This is a genomic window from Streptomyces hundungensis, assembly GCF_003627815.1.
Lineage (GTDB): Bacteria > Actinomycetota > Actinomycetes > Streptomycetales > Streptomycetaceae > Streptomyces > Streptomyces hundungensis_A.
In genome coordinates this window covers 6,341,818-6,355,497 of the sequence record NZ_CP032698.1, presented here as the reverse complement: position 1 = coordinate 6,355,497, position 13,680 = coordinate 6,341,818, and the positions used below count along the sequence as shown (strand labels likewise).

16 protein-coding genes are annotated in these 13,680 nt (G+C 72.5%); 5 read left to right on the top strand and 11 right to left on the bottom strand.

Translation table 11 applies throughout. The features are described from left to right. The first annotated feature begins 63 nt into the window (after positions 1-63). A complete protein-coding gene (locus tag DWB77_RS28165; protein WP_120728349.1) occupies positions 64-696 on the top strand; it encodes a TIGR03085 family metal-binding protein in 633 nt (210 codons plus the stop codon). Here the strand turns inward: DWB77_RS28165 and DWB77_RS28160 are convergent. The 10 genes from DWB77_RS28160 to hisD form a co-directional block, all read right to left on the bottom strand. Further along, positions 693-1,949 (bottom strand): MFS transporter, encoded by a 1,257-nt coding sequence (locus DWB77_RS28160; protein WP_120724299.1) that lies wholly within the window; start codon positions 1,947-1,949, stop codon positions 693-695. The genes DWB77_RS28165 and DWB77_RS28160 overlap by 4 nt on opposite strands. A gap of 10 nt (positions 1,950-1,959) precedes the next feature. Further along, a complete protein-coding gene (locus DWB77_RS28155; protein WP_120724297.1) occupies positions 1,960-2,547 on the bottom strand; it encodes an ArsR/SmtB family transcription factor in 588 nt (195 codons plus the stop codon). A gap of 113 nt (positions 2,548-2,660) precedes the next feature. Next, entirely contained in the window at positions 2,661-3,416 is a 756-nt protein-coding gene (gene hisF, locus DWB77_RS28150) for an imidazole glycerol phosphate synthase subunit HisF (protein WP_120724295.1), read from the bottom strand. Further along, positions 3,413-3,814: a RidA family protein gene (locus DWB77_RS28145; protein ID WP_120724293.1), complete on the bottom strand. Its 402-nt coding sequence runs from the start codon at positions 3,812-3,814 to the stop codon at positions 3,413-3,415. The genes hisF and DWB77_RS28145 overlap by 4 nt, the downstream gene beginning before the upstream one ends. Then, the gene (priA, locus tag DWB77_RS28140) at positions 3,811-4,551 is read right to left on the bottom strand and encodes a bifunctional 1-(5-phosphoribosyl)-5-((5-phosphoribosylamino)methylideneamino)imidazole-4-carboxamide isomerase/phosphoribosylanthranilate isomerase PriA (RefSeq protein WP_120724291.1); all 741 of its coding nucleotides are present in this window, start codon (positions 4,549-4,551) and stop codon (positions 3,811-3,813) included. The genes DWB77_RS28145 and priA overlap by 4 nt, the downstream gene beginning before the upstream one ends. Then, the gene (hisH, locus tag DWB77_RS28135; protein WP_120724289.1) at positions 4,551-5,195 is read right to left on the bottom strand and encodes an imidazole glycerol phosphate synthase subunit HisH; all 645 of its coding nucleotides are present in this window, start codon (positions 5,193-5,195) and stop codon (positions 4,551-4,553) included. Before hisH ends, priA begins: the two co-directional genes overlap by 1 nt. Beyond that, positions 5,192-5,356, bottom strand: coding sequence for a hypothetical protein (locus tag DWB77_RS38010; protein ID WP_162952636.1), 165 nt, complete (start codon positions 5,354-5,356; stop codon positions 5,192-5,194). The genes hisH and DWB77_RS38010 overlap by 4 nt, the downstream gene beginning before the upstream one ends. 2 nt (positions 5,357-5,358) lie before the next feature. Further along, the gene (gene hisB, locus DWB77_RS28130) at positions 5,359-5,952 is read right to left on the bottom strand and encodes an imidazoleglycerol-phosphate dehydratase HisB (protein ID WP_120724287.1); all 594 of its coding nucleotides are present in this window, start codon (positions 5,950-5,952) and stop codon (positions 5,359-5,361) included. After that, positions 5,949-7,127, bottom strand: a complete 1,179-nt coding sequence (locus tag DWB77_RS28125) for a histidinol-phosphate transaminase (protein ID WP_246033667.1) — start codon at positions 7,125-7,127, stop codon at positions 5,949-5,951. The genes hisB and DWB77_RS28125 overlap by 4 nt, the downstream gene beginning before the upstream one ends. Continuing rightward, the gene (hisD, locus tag DWB77_RS28120) at positions 7,124-8,455 is read right to left on the bottom strand and encodes a histidinol dehydrogenase (RefSeq protein WP_120724285.1); all 1,332 of its coding nucleotides are present in this window, start codon (positions 8,453-8,455) and stop codon (positions 7,124-7,126) included. The genes DWB77_RS28125 and hisD overlap by 4 nt, the downstream gene beginning before the upstream one ends. 135 nt (positions 8,456-8,590) lie before the next feature. Here hisD and DWB77_RS28115 point away from each other — a divergent pair, with 135 nt between their 5' ends. From DWB77_RS28115 to ybaK, 4 genes are all read left to right on the top strand, one after another. Beyond that, positions 8,591-10,195, top strand: a complete 1,605-nt coding sequence (locus tag DWB77_RS28115; protein WP_120724283.1) for an oxidoreductase — start codon at positions 8,591-8,593, stop codon at positions 10,193-10,195. Between the two features lie 207 nt (positions 10,196-10,402). After that, a complete protein-coding gene (locus DWB77_RS28110) occupies positions 10,403-11,479 on the top strand; it encodes a hypothetical protein (RefSeq protein ID WP_246033666.1) in 1,077 nt (358 codons plus the stop codon). Between the two features lie 5 nt (positions 11,480-11,484). Further along, complete coding sequence (locus DWB77_RS28105) at positions 11,485-12,264, top strand: LON peptidase substrate-binding domain-containing protein (protein WP_120724281.1); 780 nt, start codon at positions 11,485-11,487, stop codon at positions 12,262-12,264. A gap of 34 nt (positions 12,265-12,298) precedes the next feature. Continuing rightward, entirely contained in the window at positions 12,299-12,793 is a 495-nt protein-coding gene (gene ybaK / locus DWB77_RS28100) for a Cys-tRNA(Pro) deacylase (RefSeq protein ID WP_120724279.1), read from the top strand. 206 nt (positions 12,794-12,999) lie between these two features. Here ybaK and DWB77_RS28095 read toward each other — a convergent pair whose 3' ends face one another. After that, positions 13,000-13,650, bottom strand: coding sequence for a hypothetical protein (locus DWB77_RS28095; RefSeq protein ID WP_120724278.1), 651 nt, complete (start codon positions 13,648-13,650; stop codon positions 13,000-13,002). Positions 13,651-13,680 lie beyond the last annotated feature (30 nt).

Here is a 13,680-nt window from a genome sequence, read left to right as displayed (position 1 = left end):
GGCGTGCCGCCCGGGCGCCACGTCCACTGTCCGGACGTGCCCGCCGGCCGTACGCTGGCGGGCATGTCGACCCATGCCAAGCGTGAACGGCTTCTGCTCGCCGACCTGTTGGAGGCGGCGGGCCCGGAAGCGCCGACCCTCTGCGAGGGCTGGACCGCCCGCGAACTCGCGGCCCATGTCGTGGTGCGCGAACGGCGTCTGGACGCGGCGGGCGGGATCGTGATCCCGCTGCTGAAGAACCGCCTGGAGCGGGTCCAGGCGGAATTCGCGGCGAAGCCGTACGAGGAACTGATCCAGCTCATCCGCACCGGCCCCCCGAAGTACTCCCCGTACAACCTCAAGCAGGTCGACGAGGCGGCCAACGCGGTGGAGTTCTACATCCACGCCGAGGACGTCCGCCGGGCCCAGGGGGACTGGACGCCCCGCGCGCTCGATCCGGTCTTCGCGGACGTGCTGTGGTCCCGCCTGGAGCGGGCCGCCCGGATCACCGGCCGCAGGTCGCCGGTGGGGCTCGTGCTGCGACGGCCCGACGGCCGCACGGTGGTGGCGCACAAGGGCACCCCCGTCGTGACGGTCACCGGCGAGCCGGGCGAGCTGACGCTGTTCGCGTACGGGCGTCAGGAGGCGGCGCAGGTCGGGATCGAGGGCGACAAGGAGGCGTCGACGCGGGCGCTCGAGGCGAAGCTCGGCATCTAGTTCGAGCGGGCCCGGCGCGGGAGTTCGGCGCGGCGCAGGGGGCGGGAGGCGAGCCCGATCACCGCGCCCGTCGCGCACACCCCCGCGCCGGCCAGGAAGACCGGTGTGGTGCCCCAGGCGCCGATGGCGGCGCCCGCCAGCGGATAGCCGAGCGGTGCGACGCCCATGGTGAACAGGGAGGCGACCGCCGTGACCCGGCCCAGATAGGCGGGCTCGGTGGCGGTCTGCGTCAGCGCGCCGCACAGGGCTCCGCTGAGCCCCGCGAGCAGCCCGACGAAGACCCCGGCGACGGCGGCGTACGCCACCGAGGGGGCGTATGCGAGGGCCGCGATGGCCGTGGTGCCGCCGAGCAGGGAGAGCGGCAGGACGAGTCCGGCCCGCGGGATGCGGCCGCGCAGGGAGAGCAGCAGGGAGGCGGCTCCGGCGCCCGCCCCGAAGGCCGCGACGATCCACCCCATGCCGGCCGCGCCCCAGGCCCGTTCCTTGGCGAGCAGGGCGAGCCCGATGTTGAGGGGGGCCGCGAAGCCCAGTTCGCCGACGGCTATGACCAGCATCAGGGGGGCGAGCAGCCGGTGGCCGCGGATGTAGCGCAGCCCGTCGGCGAGGTCGCGCAGTGGGGGCTTTCGGGTCCGCTCCCCCTCGTCGTCGAGCCGGGCGATGCGCACCCGTACGAGCAGCGCGGTCGAGGCCGCGAACAGGGCGCCCGCCACGGCGAAGGTCGCGGCGGTGCCGCCGAGCGCGACGGCGAGCCCGCCGAGCGGGGCGCCGGTGATGTTGGCGATCCGGGCGGCGAGGCCCTTGAGGCCCTGGACCCGGGCGAGTTCGTCCGGCCCGGTGATCCTGGGCGGCAGCGCGCCGAGCGCGGGCAGCAGCACCGCGTCGACCGCGCCGAAGACCAGGGCGAGCACGATCAGCAGCCACAGCTGGGGGCCGGTGACGACCAGCGCGGCGGCCATGCCCAGGATGATCACGCTGCGGGCGGCGTCACTGCCGATGACGACCCGGCGCGGCCCGAACCGGTCGGCGACCACTCCCCCGCCGAGCATCAGCAGGGCCCTCGGCACGGCGCCGACCGCGAGCACCAGACCGGCCTGCCCCGGGCTCCCGGAGCGGGCGGCGGCCCAGGCCAGCGCCATGTAGTACACGCTGTCGCCGACGAGCGAGAAGGTGTATGCGGCGAGCCAGCGCAGGACGTTGGCGTCGCGGTGGGCGGGGCGCGCGGGGGCCGGCGGTATGCGGGTGGTCAGGGTCATGGCGGGCTCCTCAGACGCGGAAGGGGAAGCCGTACAGATGGACCGCCACGTTTTCGCGGCCCTCGGTGTCGCCCGCCTTCGTCGCGGCCTCGGCCCGCTCCTTGAACTTGCCGAGCACGGCGTCGAGTTCGCCCTCCAGCTCCCGCACCTCGGCCGGGGTCAGACGCGCCGCGTACTCACTGCTGAAGGCGGCGCCGGTCCACTCGGCGCTCCAGGCGGACATCTGGTCGAGGAAGGTGCGGTAGAGCTCGATGCGCTGCTCCACCAGGAGGCGGGTGACGGAGGCGTGCGCGGCCACCCGCTCGGGGGCGTCGCTGAAGTCCTCGTGGCGGTAGCTGATGCCGTCCGACGCGGGCCGCCACCAGCGCTCCCGCCCGTCCTTGCCCTGGCCCTCGGCCTCCTCGATCAGGCCGTGGTCGGCGAGCTTGCGCAGGTGGTAGCTGACCAGCGAGACGGCCTCGTCGACCTGGTCGGCGAGCTGGGAGGCGGTGGCGGTACGGGCGATGTAGAGCGCGCGGTAGAGCTTCATGCGCAAGGGGTGGCCGAACGCCTTGAGCGTGGCGACATCGGTGATCCTGCGATTTCCCCTGGGTGCCATGAGAGCCACGCTAGAAGGGAAAGGAAACTTGCGCAATAAAAGTTGCGCAACTAATGCCGCGCATCCGGGACGCAGAAGGGCCCGGGGGCGCACCCCCGGGCCCTTCTCGCAGGTCAGCGGATCGGGTGGCCCGCTTCCCGCAGGGTCTGCTTGACCTCCGCGATGCGCAGGTCGCCGAAGTGGAAGACCGAGGCGGCGAGGACCGCGTCCGCGCCCGCTTCGATCGCCGGCGCGAAGTCCTCCAGGCGGCCCGCGCCGCCGGAGGCGATCACCGGCACGGTGACATGGCGGCGGACCGCCGCGATCATCTCCGTGTCGTAGCCGTCCTTGGTGCCGTCCGCGTCCATGGAGTTGAGCAGGATCTCCCCCGCCCCCAACTCGGCGGCGCGGTGCGCCCATTCGACCGCGTCGATCCCGGTGCCCGTACGGCCGCCGTGGGTCGTCACCTCGAAGGAGCCGGACGCGGTGCGGCGTGCGTCCACGGACAGGACGAGCACCTGGCGGCCGAAGCGCTCGGCGATCTCACGGATCAGCTCGGGACGGGCGATGGCGGCGGTGTTCACCCCGACCTTGTCCGCACCGGCCCGCAGCAGCTTGTCGACGTCGTCGGCGCTGCGCACCCCGCCGCCGACGGTGAGCGGGATGAAGACCTGCTCGGCGGTGCGGCGCACCACGTCATAGGTGGTCTCGCGGTTGCCGGACGACGCCGTGATGTCGAGGAACGTCAGCTCGTCCGCGCCCTCGGCGTCGTACAGCTTGGCCATCTCCACCGGGTCGCCGGCGTCACGCAGGTTCTGGAAGTTGACGCCCTTGACGACCCGGCCGTTGTCCACGTCCAGGCAGGGAATCACGCGTACCGCGAGCGTCATGCCTGCGCACCTCCCCGGTACGCCTCGACCTCGACCTCGACGACCAGACTCGGGTCGACGAAGCCCGACACGATCAGCATCGTGGTGGCCGGGCGCACCTCGTCGAAGAGCTCCTTGTGGGCGCGGCCCACCTCTTCGACATCGCGGGCGTGGGTGAGGTACATACGGGTCCGGACCACGTCCTGGCGGCCGAGCCCCAGGGACTCCAGCGCCTTGATGGCGACGCCGAACGCGGTGACCGTCTGCTGGTAGGGGCCGCCCTCGTCGATGCGGCCGTTGACCATCGACGTACAACCCGCCACCAGGACCAGGCCGTTGGGCAGTTCCACGGCGCGGGAGTAGCCGAAGCGCTCCTCCCAGGAACCGTCGGAGGAGACCTTGCGCACCGCCTCGCTCATGCCGCCGCCACCGCCTTGAGCGCCTCTTCGAGCGTGAAGGCCTTGGCGTACAGGGCCTTGCCGACGATGGCGCCCTCGACGCCCAGCGGGACGAGTGCCGAGATGGCCCGCAGGTCGTCCAGGGAGGAGACACCACCCGAGGCGACGACCGGCTTGTCGGTGGCCGCGCAGACGTTCTTCAGGAGTTCCAGGTTGGGGCCCGTGAGCGTGCCGTCCTTGGCGATGTCGGTGACGACGTAGCGCGCACAGCCCTCGGAGTCCAGGCGCGCCAGGGTCTCGTACAGGTCGCCGCCGTCCCGGGTCCAGCCGCGGCCGCGCAGCGTGGTGCCGCGCACGTCCAGGCCGACCGCGATTCTGTCGCCGTACTCGGCGATGACCTTGGCGACCCACTCCGGGGTCTCCAGGGCGGCGGTGCCGAGGTTGACGCGGGTGCAGCCGGTGGCGAGGGCGGCCGCCAGGGAGGCGTCGTCGCGGATGCCGCCGGACAGCTCGACCTTGATGCCGTCGCCCGCGAGGCTCCCGGCGACCTCGGCGATCAGCGCCCGGTTGTCACCGGTGCCGAAGGCGGCGTCCAGGTCGACCAGGTGCAGCCACTCGGCGCCGGAGCGCTGCCAGGCGAGGGCCGCCTGGAGGGGCGAGCCGTAGGAGGTCTCGGATCCGGACTCGCCGTGGACAAGGCGTACGGCCTGGCCGTCGCGGACGTCGACGGCGGGGAGGAGTTCGAGGGTGGGGGCCATCACAGGGTTCCGATCCAGTTGGTGAGCAGCTGGGCTCCGGCGTCGCCGGACTTCTCGGGGTGGAACTGGGTGGCCCACAGCGCACCGTTCTCCACCGAGGCGACGAACGGCTCGCCATGGGTGGCCCAACCGACCCTCGGGGCGCGGATCTTGGGGTTGGTCACTTCGAGGCTCCAGTCGCGCACGGCGTAGGAGTGCACGAAGTAGAAGCGGGACTCGGCGCCCAGACCGGCGAACAGCTCGCTGTCCTCGGGTGCCTTCACGGTGTTCCAGCCCATGTGCGGCACGACGGGCGCGTTCAGCGGCTCGACCACGCCGGGCCACTCGTCGAGGCCCTCGGTCTCCACGCCGTGCTCGATGCCGCGCTCGAAGAGGATCTGCATACCGACGCAGATGCCCATCACCGGACGGCCGCCGGAGAGCCGGCGCCCCACGATCCAGTCGCCGCGGGCGTCGCGCAGACCCTTCATGCAGGCGGAGAAGGCGCCGACGCCGGGCACGAGCAGCCCGTCGGCGTTCATCGCCAGGTCGTAGTCGCGGGTGATCTCCACGTCCGCGCCGACATGGGCCAGGGCCCGCTCGGCGGAGCGGACGTTGCCGAACCCGTAGTCGAAGACGACGACCTTCTTGGCGGGTGCGCTCATGACCACACGTCCAGTCGCAGGATGCCCGCGGCCAGGCACATCACGGCGCCGATGGACAGGAGCACGATCAGGCTCTTGGGCATCCCCTGCTTGACGAAGGAGATGATTCCGCCGATCAGGAAGAGGCCGAGCACGATCAGGATGGTGTTGAGACCGTTCATGCTTACAGGGCACCCTTGGTGGAAGGAAGGATTCCGGCGGCGCGCGGGTCACGCTCACTGGCGTAGCGCAGCGCCCGGGCGAGCGCCTTGAACTGGCACTCCACGATGTGGTGCGCGTTGCGTCCGTAGGGGACGTGGATGTGCAGCGCGATCTGCGCCTGGGCGACGAAGGACTCGAAGATGTGCCGGGTCATCGTCGTGTCGTACGCGCCGATCATCGGCGCCATGTTCTCCGGCTCGGTGTGCACCAGGTAGGGGCGGCCCGACAGGTCGACGGTCACCTGGGCGAGCGACTCGTCCAGCGGGACGGTGCAGTTGCCGAAGCGGTAGATGCCGACCTTGTCGCCGAGCGCCTGCTTGAAGGCGGCGCCGAGCGCGAGCGCGGTGTCCTCGATGGTGTGGTGGGTGTCGATGTGCAGATCGCCGTCGGTCTTGACCGTGAGGTCGAACAGGCCGTGCCGGCCGAGCTGGTCGAGCATGTGGTCGTAGAAGCCGACCCCGGTCGACACATCGACCTTTCCGCTGCCGTCGAGGTCGATCTCGACGAGGACGGACGTCTCCTTGGTGGTGCGTTCCACCCTGCCCACGCGGCTCATGCGCTCTGCTCCTTCTTGAGTTGACGGACCGCGTCGAGGAACGCGTCGTTCTCGGCCGGGGTGCCGGCGGTGACCCGCAGCCATCCCGGTACGCCGTTGTCCCGGACCAGGACGCCCCGGTCGAGGATTCGCTGCCAGACGGTGTGGCTGTCGTCGAAGCGGCCGAACTGGACGAAGTTGGCGTCCGACTCGGTCACCTCGTAGCCGAGTCCGCGCAATTCCGTGACCAGCCGGTCCCGCTCGGCCTTGAGCTGTTCGACATAGCCGAGCAGCGTGTCGGTGTGCTCCAGGGCCGCCAGCGCGGTCGCCTGGGTGACGGCCGACAGGTGGTAGGGAAGGCGCACCAGCTGGACCGCGTCGACCACCGCGGGGTGCGCCGCGAGGTAGCCGAGGCGCAGCCCGGCCGCGCCGAAGGCCTTGGACATGGTGCGCGAGACGACCAGGTTCGGGCGGCCCTCGATGAGCGGGAGCAGCGAGTCGCGGTGGCTGAACTCCACGTACGCCTCGTCCACGACCACCATCGACGGCTTCGCCGCCTGGGCCGCCTCGTACAGCGCGAGGACCGTCTCGGCGGCGACCGCGGTGCCGGTGGGGTTGTTGGGCGAGGTGATGAAGACGACGTCCGGGGCGTGCTCGGCGATGGCCCGCTCGGCGGCGGCCACGTCGATGGTGAAGTCCGCGTGGCGCGGCCCGGAGATCCAGCCGGTGCCGGTGCCGCGGGCGATCAGGGCGTGCATCGAGTACGAGGGCTCGAAGCCGATCGCGGTGCGGCCGGGCCCGCCGAAGGTCTGGAGCAGTTGCTGGAGGACCTCGTTGGAGCCGTTGGCTGCCCACACGTTCTCGACGGCGACCGGGTGCTTGCCGGTGCGGGTGAGGTAGCGGGCCAGCTCGGTGCGCAGCTCGATCGCGTCGCGGTCCGGGTAGCGGTTGAGGTTCCTGGCCGCCGCGCGGACCCGCTCGGCGATCCGCTCGACGAGCGGCTCGGGCAGCGGGTACGGGTTCTCGTTGGTGTTCAGCTGGACGGGGGTGTCCAACTGGGGCGCTCCGTAAGGGGACTTGCCGCGCAGCTCGTCCCGTACGGGGAGGTCGTCGATGCTCGTCGCGCGTTCGGCCCGCGGTGTGCGTTCGGCTCGCGTCGTGCGTTCGGCTCGCGTCGTGCGTTCGGCGTTCGTCATGCGTTCGGCACCTTCCACTCGAAGCGTGCCTTCAGGGCCGCCCCGTGTGCGGGCAGGTCCTCGGCCTCGGCGAGCGTCACCACGTGGTGGGTGACCTCGGCGAGCGCGTCACGCGTGTAGTCGACGATGTGGATGCCGCGCAGGAAGGACTGCACGGACAGGCCCGAGGAGTGGCAAGCGCAGCCGCCGGTGGGCAGCACGTGGTTGGAGCCCGCGCAGTAGTCGCCGAGCGAGACCGGCGCCCAGGGCCCGACGAAGATCGCGCCCGCGTTGCGGACCCGGTCGGCGACGGCCGCGGCGTCGGCGGTCTGGATCTCCAGGTGCTCGGCGCCGTACGCGTCGACGACCTTGAGGCCGTCCTCCAGGGAGCCGACCAGGACGATCGCGGACTGGCGTCCGGCGAGCGCCGGCTTGATCCGGTCCTCGATGTGCTTGGTCGCCGCGACCTGCGGCTCCAGCTCCTTCTCGACCGCTTCGGCGAGCGCGAGCGAGTCGGTGACCAGGACGGCGGCCGCGAGCGGGTCGTGCTCGGCCTGGCTGATCAGGTCGGCGGCGACGTGCACCGGGTCGGCGGTGTCGTCGGCGAGGACCGCGATCTCGGTCGGGCCCGCCTCGGTGTCGATGCCGATGCGGCCGGTGAAGTAGCGCTTGGCGGCGGCGACCCAGACGTTGCCGGGGCCGGTCACCATGTTCGCGGGTGCACATCCGTCGGGGCCCGTGGTGCCGTAGGCGAACATCGCGACGGCCTGGGCGCCGCCCACCGCGTACACCTCGTCGACGCCCAGCAGCGCGCAGGCCGCCAGGATCGTGGGGTGCGGAAGGCCGCCGAAGTCCGCCTGCGGCGGGGAGGCCAGCGCGATCGAGCCGACGCCCGCCTCCTGCGCCGGGACCACGTTCATGATCACGGAGGACGGGTACACCGAGCGGCCGCCCGGCGCGTACAGGCCCACGCGATCGACCGGCACCCACTTCTCGGTGACCGAGCCGCCGGGCACGACCTGGGTGGTGTGGGCGGTGCGGCGCTGGGCGCGGTGGACGGTCCTGGCGCGCCGGATCGACTCCTCCAGAGCGGCCCTGACCTGCGGGTCGAGCTGTTCCAGGGCCTCCTTGAGGGCCTCGGCGGGCACCCGGACCCGCTCCAGGCGCACGCCGTCGAACCTCTCCGCGTACTCGATCAGCGCCGCCGTGCCGCGATGATGCACGTCCTCGCAGATGGGCCGCACCTTCTCCAGGGCGGCTTCCACGTCGAACTCGGCACGGGGCAGCAGGTCGCGCAGGGCTCCACCCTCGGGGAGGGTGTCACCGCGCAGGTCGATTCGGGAGATCACGTATCCAATTCTCTCAGACGGCTCCGCGGCACTGGACGCCTGTATCAGTGGCTGATACGCGCCACGGACCTCACCCGCTGTCACCCGTGACCACTAGCGTTCCTCCCGTCAGGGTGGACGGCGAGGGGGACGGCATTGACCGAGGCGCCCGATCCGGGTGAGGCTCCGGACTGGCTCAGTCCGGCGGAGCTGGGGATGTGGCAGGCGTTCCGCAACGGCAGTACCTACGATCTGCGCACCCGCAATCCGGTACGCGACGATCCGTTCGCGGTCCGCCCCTGGGGCCCCGGGCGCAGCGTACGGGCGAGGGTGGTGGCGCTGCTCCTGCTGAGCGGGCCGCCCGCGCTGCCCGGCCGGGTCGCGGCGCTGAAGCTGAACGGGGTGCAGATCACCGGCACCCTCAATCTGTCCGGCGGCACGATCACTCCGTACGTCGAGCTCAACAACTGCCGGTTCGAGAACGAGGTTCTGCTTCCCGAGGCCCACTTCACCACCGTGCGCATGGTGAGCTGTGCGATACCGCGTCTGGAGGCGGCCCGCCTCACCACCGAGGGCGATCTGCATCTGCCGCGCTGCCGGGTGGCCGGCGGCATCCGGCTGACCGACGCGCACATCGGCACCGACCTCCTGCTCAGCCAGGTCGTGGTGCACGGCGACCGCAACGGCCGCTCGATCGCGGCCGACGGGCTGTCGGTCGCCCAGGACCTCCAGGCCGATCTGATCGAGTCGTACGGGGAGCTGAGCCTGCGGGCCGCGAAGATCGGCGTGACCCTCAGCCTGCGCGGCAGCCGGCTGATCAACCCGGACGGCCAGCGCGCGCTCAACGCCCCGCAGCTGACCGTCGAGCGCACCCTGTATCTGACCTCGGCGGCCGTCTATCCGAGCGGCAACCAGGCGGGCACCACCCCGCCGTATGGGACGAACTACACCAACACGCCCGTGCGGGGCACCCTTATCCAGCCGTTCGAATGCCAGGGCGGACTCCGCCTGGACGACGGGCGGTTCGGGGACGCCGTGGACCTGGCCCAGTCCCGGGTCGTGATGACCGACACCCAGGAGCTGTCGCTGCGCCGCATCCAGGCGCCGGAGCTTCGCTTCACCGGACAGCACCCCGAGCGCGGCAAGGTCGTGCTGTCCGGGGCCCGGGTGGTCAACCTGGTCGACACGGCGGACAGTTGGCCCGGCCCCGGCCATCTGACGATGAACGGCTTCACCTACGAGAACCTCATCCCCATCGGCCCGTTCACGCTGGCCGAGCGGCTGGAGTGGGTGACGGCGGCGACCCCCGAGTACGCGCCCGAGCCCTATGAGCGGCTCGCCGCGGTGCTGCGCGGCAGCGGTGAGGACGCGGACGCCCGGGCGGTGCTGCTGGCCAAGCAGCGCAGGCGGCGCGAGACGCTGCCGCTGGCCGCCAAGGCGTGGGGGGTGCTCCAGGACCTGACGGTGGCCTACGGCTACCGGCCGGGCCGGGCCGCGCTGTGGATGGCCGTCCTGTGGGCGGCCGGCGCCCTCGCCTTCTCGCACTACGACCCCCGGCCGATCAAGGCCGACGAGCACCCCGACTGGAACGCGGCGCTCTACTCGCTCGACCTCCTCATCCCGGTGGTCAACCTGGGCCAGGACGGGTACTGGAAGCTCTCCGGACCCTGGCAGTGGGCGGCGGCCCTGCTGATCATGCTGGGCTGGATCCTGGCGACGACCGTGGCGGCGGGCGCCTCACGGCTGCTGCGCAGGGGCTGAGGGCGGGGGCGGCGTCAAGGCCTTCCGGGAGGGTTCCGGGCGCGGTCCGCAGGGTTTTCGCGGGCCCCGCCCGAGGTCTTCACCGGACCCCCGCGAGGCCCGGAACGGGCGAATTTGCCGGGCCTTGACCCCGCGCCGTACAACCCTCACCACCGATACAGAAGCTTCACAGCGGCCCTCTGGCGCGGTCCTCACCTGCGGATTTCAATGGTCCACACCATGACATTCGTATCCGCGCTGTTCCGCACCGCACGGCGGGCCAGGCACTTCCCCAGGCTCGCGGCTCCGGTCGCGCAGGAAGGGCCCCTGTCGGCTCTCGCCCCGGGTCTGTCCGACGGCCGGGACGTGCTGCTGGACGCCCCCGACGCCCGGCTCGCCCCCGCGCTGGTCGCGGCGGCGCTCGGCGAGTACGAGGCGGCGGCGCACCTGCTGGCCGCCACCCGCGAGCTGGCCGAGTGGGAGAACCGCGACCGCTACACGGTCCGCCTGGCCGCCTTCGCGGTCAGCCGACCGGAGTGGCTGGCCCGCTGGCTGGCCGACGCGCCCCGCGACCCGGACGCGCTGCTCGTCAAGGCGGAGCTCGCGATCGTGCGGGCCTGGGGTTCGCCCGCGCGGGCCGAGCGGCTGCGCGAGGTGGCCCCGCTGATCCACTCGGCGGCGCAGGGCGAGCCGGCGGACCCGGTGCCGTGGCGGATCGCCCTGGACCACGCCCGCGGCACCCATGCGCCCCACACCGTCTTCGAGGAACTGTGGGGCGAGGCCATACACCGCTCCTCGCACCACTACGGCTGCCATGTGGCTGCGCTCCAGTACCTCTCCGCGCAGTGGTACGGCTCGCACCGCGAGTGCTTCGACTTCGCCGAGCGCGCCGCCGAGGACTCCCTGCCGGGCTCCCTGATCCGCGCGCTCCCGGCCCGCGCGGCCTTCGCCTATCTGGTGGGCGGGGGCGGCCACAGCATCCCGTACGAGCGGATCGACGCGGCGGCCGATCTCGGCATCGAGGTGTCCGCGGCCTACGAGCCCGGCGATCCCTGGCCGGCCGAGGTCCGCAATCTGCTCGCCTACGTCCTGGTGGTGCGCCGGCGCTGGCCGGAGACGCTGGAGGAGTTCCGGCGCATCGGGCCGTACGCCACGTCGTTCCCGTGGCTGCATCTGGCCGCCGATCCGCTGGGCCAGTTCCTGGAACTGCGTGAGTTCGTGCGCTCGGAGGTCGCCGGAAGCACCTCCTGGGGGCGGGAGCGCCAGAAGCCAGGACGAGCCCGCTCCGGTGGCCATTACGCTTGAGCGTTGTGACCACCGCACGCCTACCACTCTTCCCGCTCAACTCGGTCCTGTTCCCCGGCCTCGTCCTGCCGCTGAACATCTTCGAGGAGCGTTATCGCGCCATGATGCGCGATCTGCTGAAGACGGGCACCGACGCATCCGGCTCCTTGGGCTCCGAGGGCGAGGCCGGCGACGAGCCGCGCCGTTTCGCCGTCGTGGCGATCCGGGACGGGCGGGAGGTGGCACCGACCGCCCCCGGACTGCCCGACCAGACCGCCCAGCCCGAGAAGGGACCCGCGGCCGGCTTCGGCGCCGACCCGATCCAGGCCTTCCACCGGGTGGGCTGCGTCGCGGACGCCGCCACCATCCGGGAGCGCTCGGACGGCAGCTTCGAGGTCCTGGCCACCGGCACCACCCGCATCCGCATCCTGTCGGTCGACGCGACCGGGCCGTATCTGACGGCCGAGGTCGAGGAGCTGCCGGAGGAGCCGGGCGAGGAGGCGGGCGCGCTCGCCGAGGGCGTGCTCCGCGCGTTCCGCGCGTACCAGAAGCGGCTCGCGGGCGCCCGTGAACGCTCCCTGGCCGGCACCGCCGACCTCCCCGACGAGCCCTCCGTCGTGTCCTATCTGGTCGCCGCGGCGGCCGTCCTGGACGTCCCGGCCAAGCAGCGGTTGCTCCAGGCCCCCGACACGGCGACCCGGCTGCGCGAGGAGCTGCACCTGCTGCGCGCGGAGACCGCCGTCATCCGGCATCTGCCGTCGCTGCCCGCGGTGGAGCTGACCCGGGCGCCGACCAGCCCCAACTGACCGACCGGCCCAACTGACCCACCGGAGGGCCGTCTTGGCCAAGAAGAAGCAGCAGAGCGGGGGCACCCCGGCGACGGTGGCCCTGACGGCGGCCGGTACCGCGTTCACCGTGCACGCCTACGCGCACGACCCGGCCTCGCCCTCCTACGGCGAGGAGGCGGCGCGGGCGCTGGGGGTGAGCGCGGAGCGGGTGTTCAAGACGCTGGTCGCCGACGTGGACGGCGAGCTGACGGTGGCGGTGGTCCCGGTGGCGGGATCGCTCGACCTGAAGGCGCTGGCCACGGCGGTCGGCGGCAAGCGGGCCACGATGGCCGACCCGGCGGCCGCCGAGCGCACCACCGGCTATGTGCGGGGCGGCATCTCGCCGCTCGGTCAGCGCAAGAGGCTGCGTACCGTCCTGGACGACTCGGCCTCGGCGCACGCCACGATCTGCGTCTCGGCGGGCCGGCGCGGCCTGGAGGTCGAGCTGTCCCCCGAGGACCTCGCCGCCCTCACCGGGGCGCTGCTCGCCCCCATCGGGCGGGGCTAGCGCCGGGAGCGGGGGTCCGGCGGATTGTGGCCACCGGAGCCCGTCGGGGCTGACCGGGGCCTTCCCGGGGGCTCGACGCGTGCCGCGTCCTCGGCTAGAACCCGAGGGCGGGAGGTACGCCCATGTCGAAGCGGACCCGCAAGCGCAAGTGGCGCGTCAGGAAGGGCCGGGCCAACCACGGGAGGCGCCCGGCCTGACCCCGCGCGTCAGAGGCCGGCCGAGTCCGGCTTTCCCAGGCCCGGGTCGAGCGGCGGCACCTGCCACACCGGATCCGGGTCCCGGGGCCCGAACAGGGCCGTGAGGCCCAGGTGGACGGCCATCGCGGCGACCGGCCAGGCCAGCAGCGCGCCCTTGGCGTCGAGTTTCAGCGGGGCGTCGAAGGTGACGCCCTGGCCGGCCGCCTTCGCGGCGGCCACCACATCCTGTTCGGGGCCCAGCCAGATGCCCAGGCGCCAGGCGAGCACCGAGCCGAGCAGGCCACCGAGCGCGAGCGCGACCACGGGGGCGATACCGCCGTTCCTGCGGAACAGGAAGACCGCGGCGGCGCTCAGCACGCCGAGCCCGAGCGCCAGCAAGATGAACGTTCCGTCACCGCCGATCGCCTCCTCCCCCTCGGTGTCCTTGAGGAAGACGGCCTTGTCGTCGGCGATCAGGGGCACCCGGGGCGCCAGCCACAGCCACAGCAGGCCCAGCGCCACTCCGGCCACCGTCACCGCGAGGGCGATGAGCACCGCGTCCCGCACTTCCTTCTTCAAGGCGGGCGCCTCCTCGACGGTTCCGGGATGCGAGCCCCCGGCGTGCGTCTGCCACGGGTCGTCGCCCGGCTGTTGATGGGGCGGTGTCAGAGGTGCGGTCACCCTGACATCGTGCCAGGCGTGACTTCGGGC

Bases quoted from the DNA above. Each gene is read 5' to 3' on its own strand.
- DWB77_RS28145 (WP_120724293.1), bottom strand. From the start codon at position 3,814: ATGAGCGAGGCGGTGCGCAAGGTCTCCTCCGACGGTTCCTGGGAGGAG.
- hisF (WP_120724295.1), bottom strand. From the start codon at position 3,416: ATGACGCTCGCGGTACGCGTGATTCCCTGCCTGGACGTGGACAACGGC.
- DWB77_RS28110 (WP_246033666.1), top strand. From the start codon at position 10,403: ATGGTCCACACCATGACATTCGTATCCGCGCTGTTCCGCACCGCACGG.
- hisB (WP_120724287.1), bottom strand. From the start codon at position 5,952: ATGAGCCGCGTGGGCAGGGTGGAACGCACCACCAAGGAGACGTCCGTC.
- hisH (WP_120724289.1), bottom strand. From the start codon at position 5,195: ATGAGCGCACCCGCCAAGAAGGTCGTCGTCTTCGACTACGGGTTCGGC.
- DWB77_RS38010 (WP_162952636.1), bottom strand. From the start codon at position 5,356: ATGAACGGTCTCAACACCATCCTGATCGTGCTCGGCCTCTTCCTGATC.
- DWB77_RS28125 (WP_246033667.1), bottom strand. From the start codon at position 7,127: ATGACGAACGCCGAACGCACGACGCGAGCCGAACGCACGACGCGAGCC.
- DWB77_RS28155 (WP_120724297.1), bottom strand. From the start codon at position 2,547: ATGGCACCCAGGGGAAATCGCAGGATCACCGATGTCGCCACGCTCAAG.
- DWB77_RS28165 (WP_120728349.1), top strand. From the start codon at position 64: ATGTCGACCCATGCCAAGCGTGAACGGCTTCTGCTCGCCGACCTGTTG.
- priA (WP_120724291.1), bottom strand. From the start codon at position 4,551: ATGGCCCCCACCCTCGAACTCCTCCCCGCCGTCGACGTCCGCGACGGC.
- DWB77_RS28160 (WP_120724299.1), bottom strand. From the start codon at position 1,949: ATGACCCTGACCACCCGCATACCGCCGGCCCCCGCGCGCCCCGCCCAC.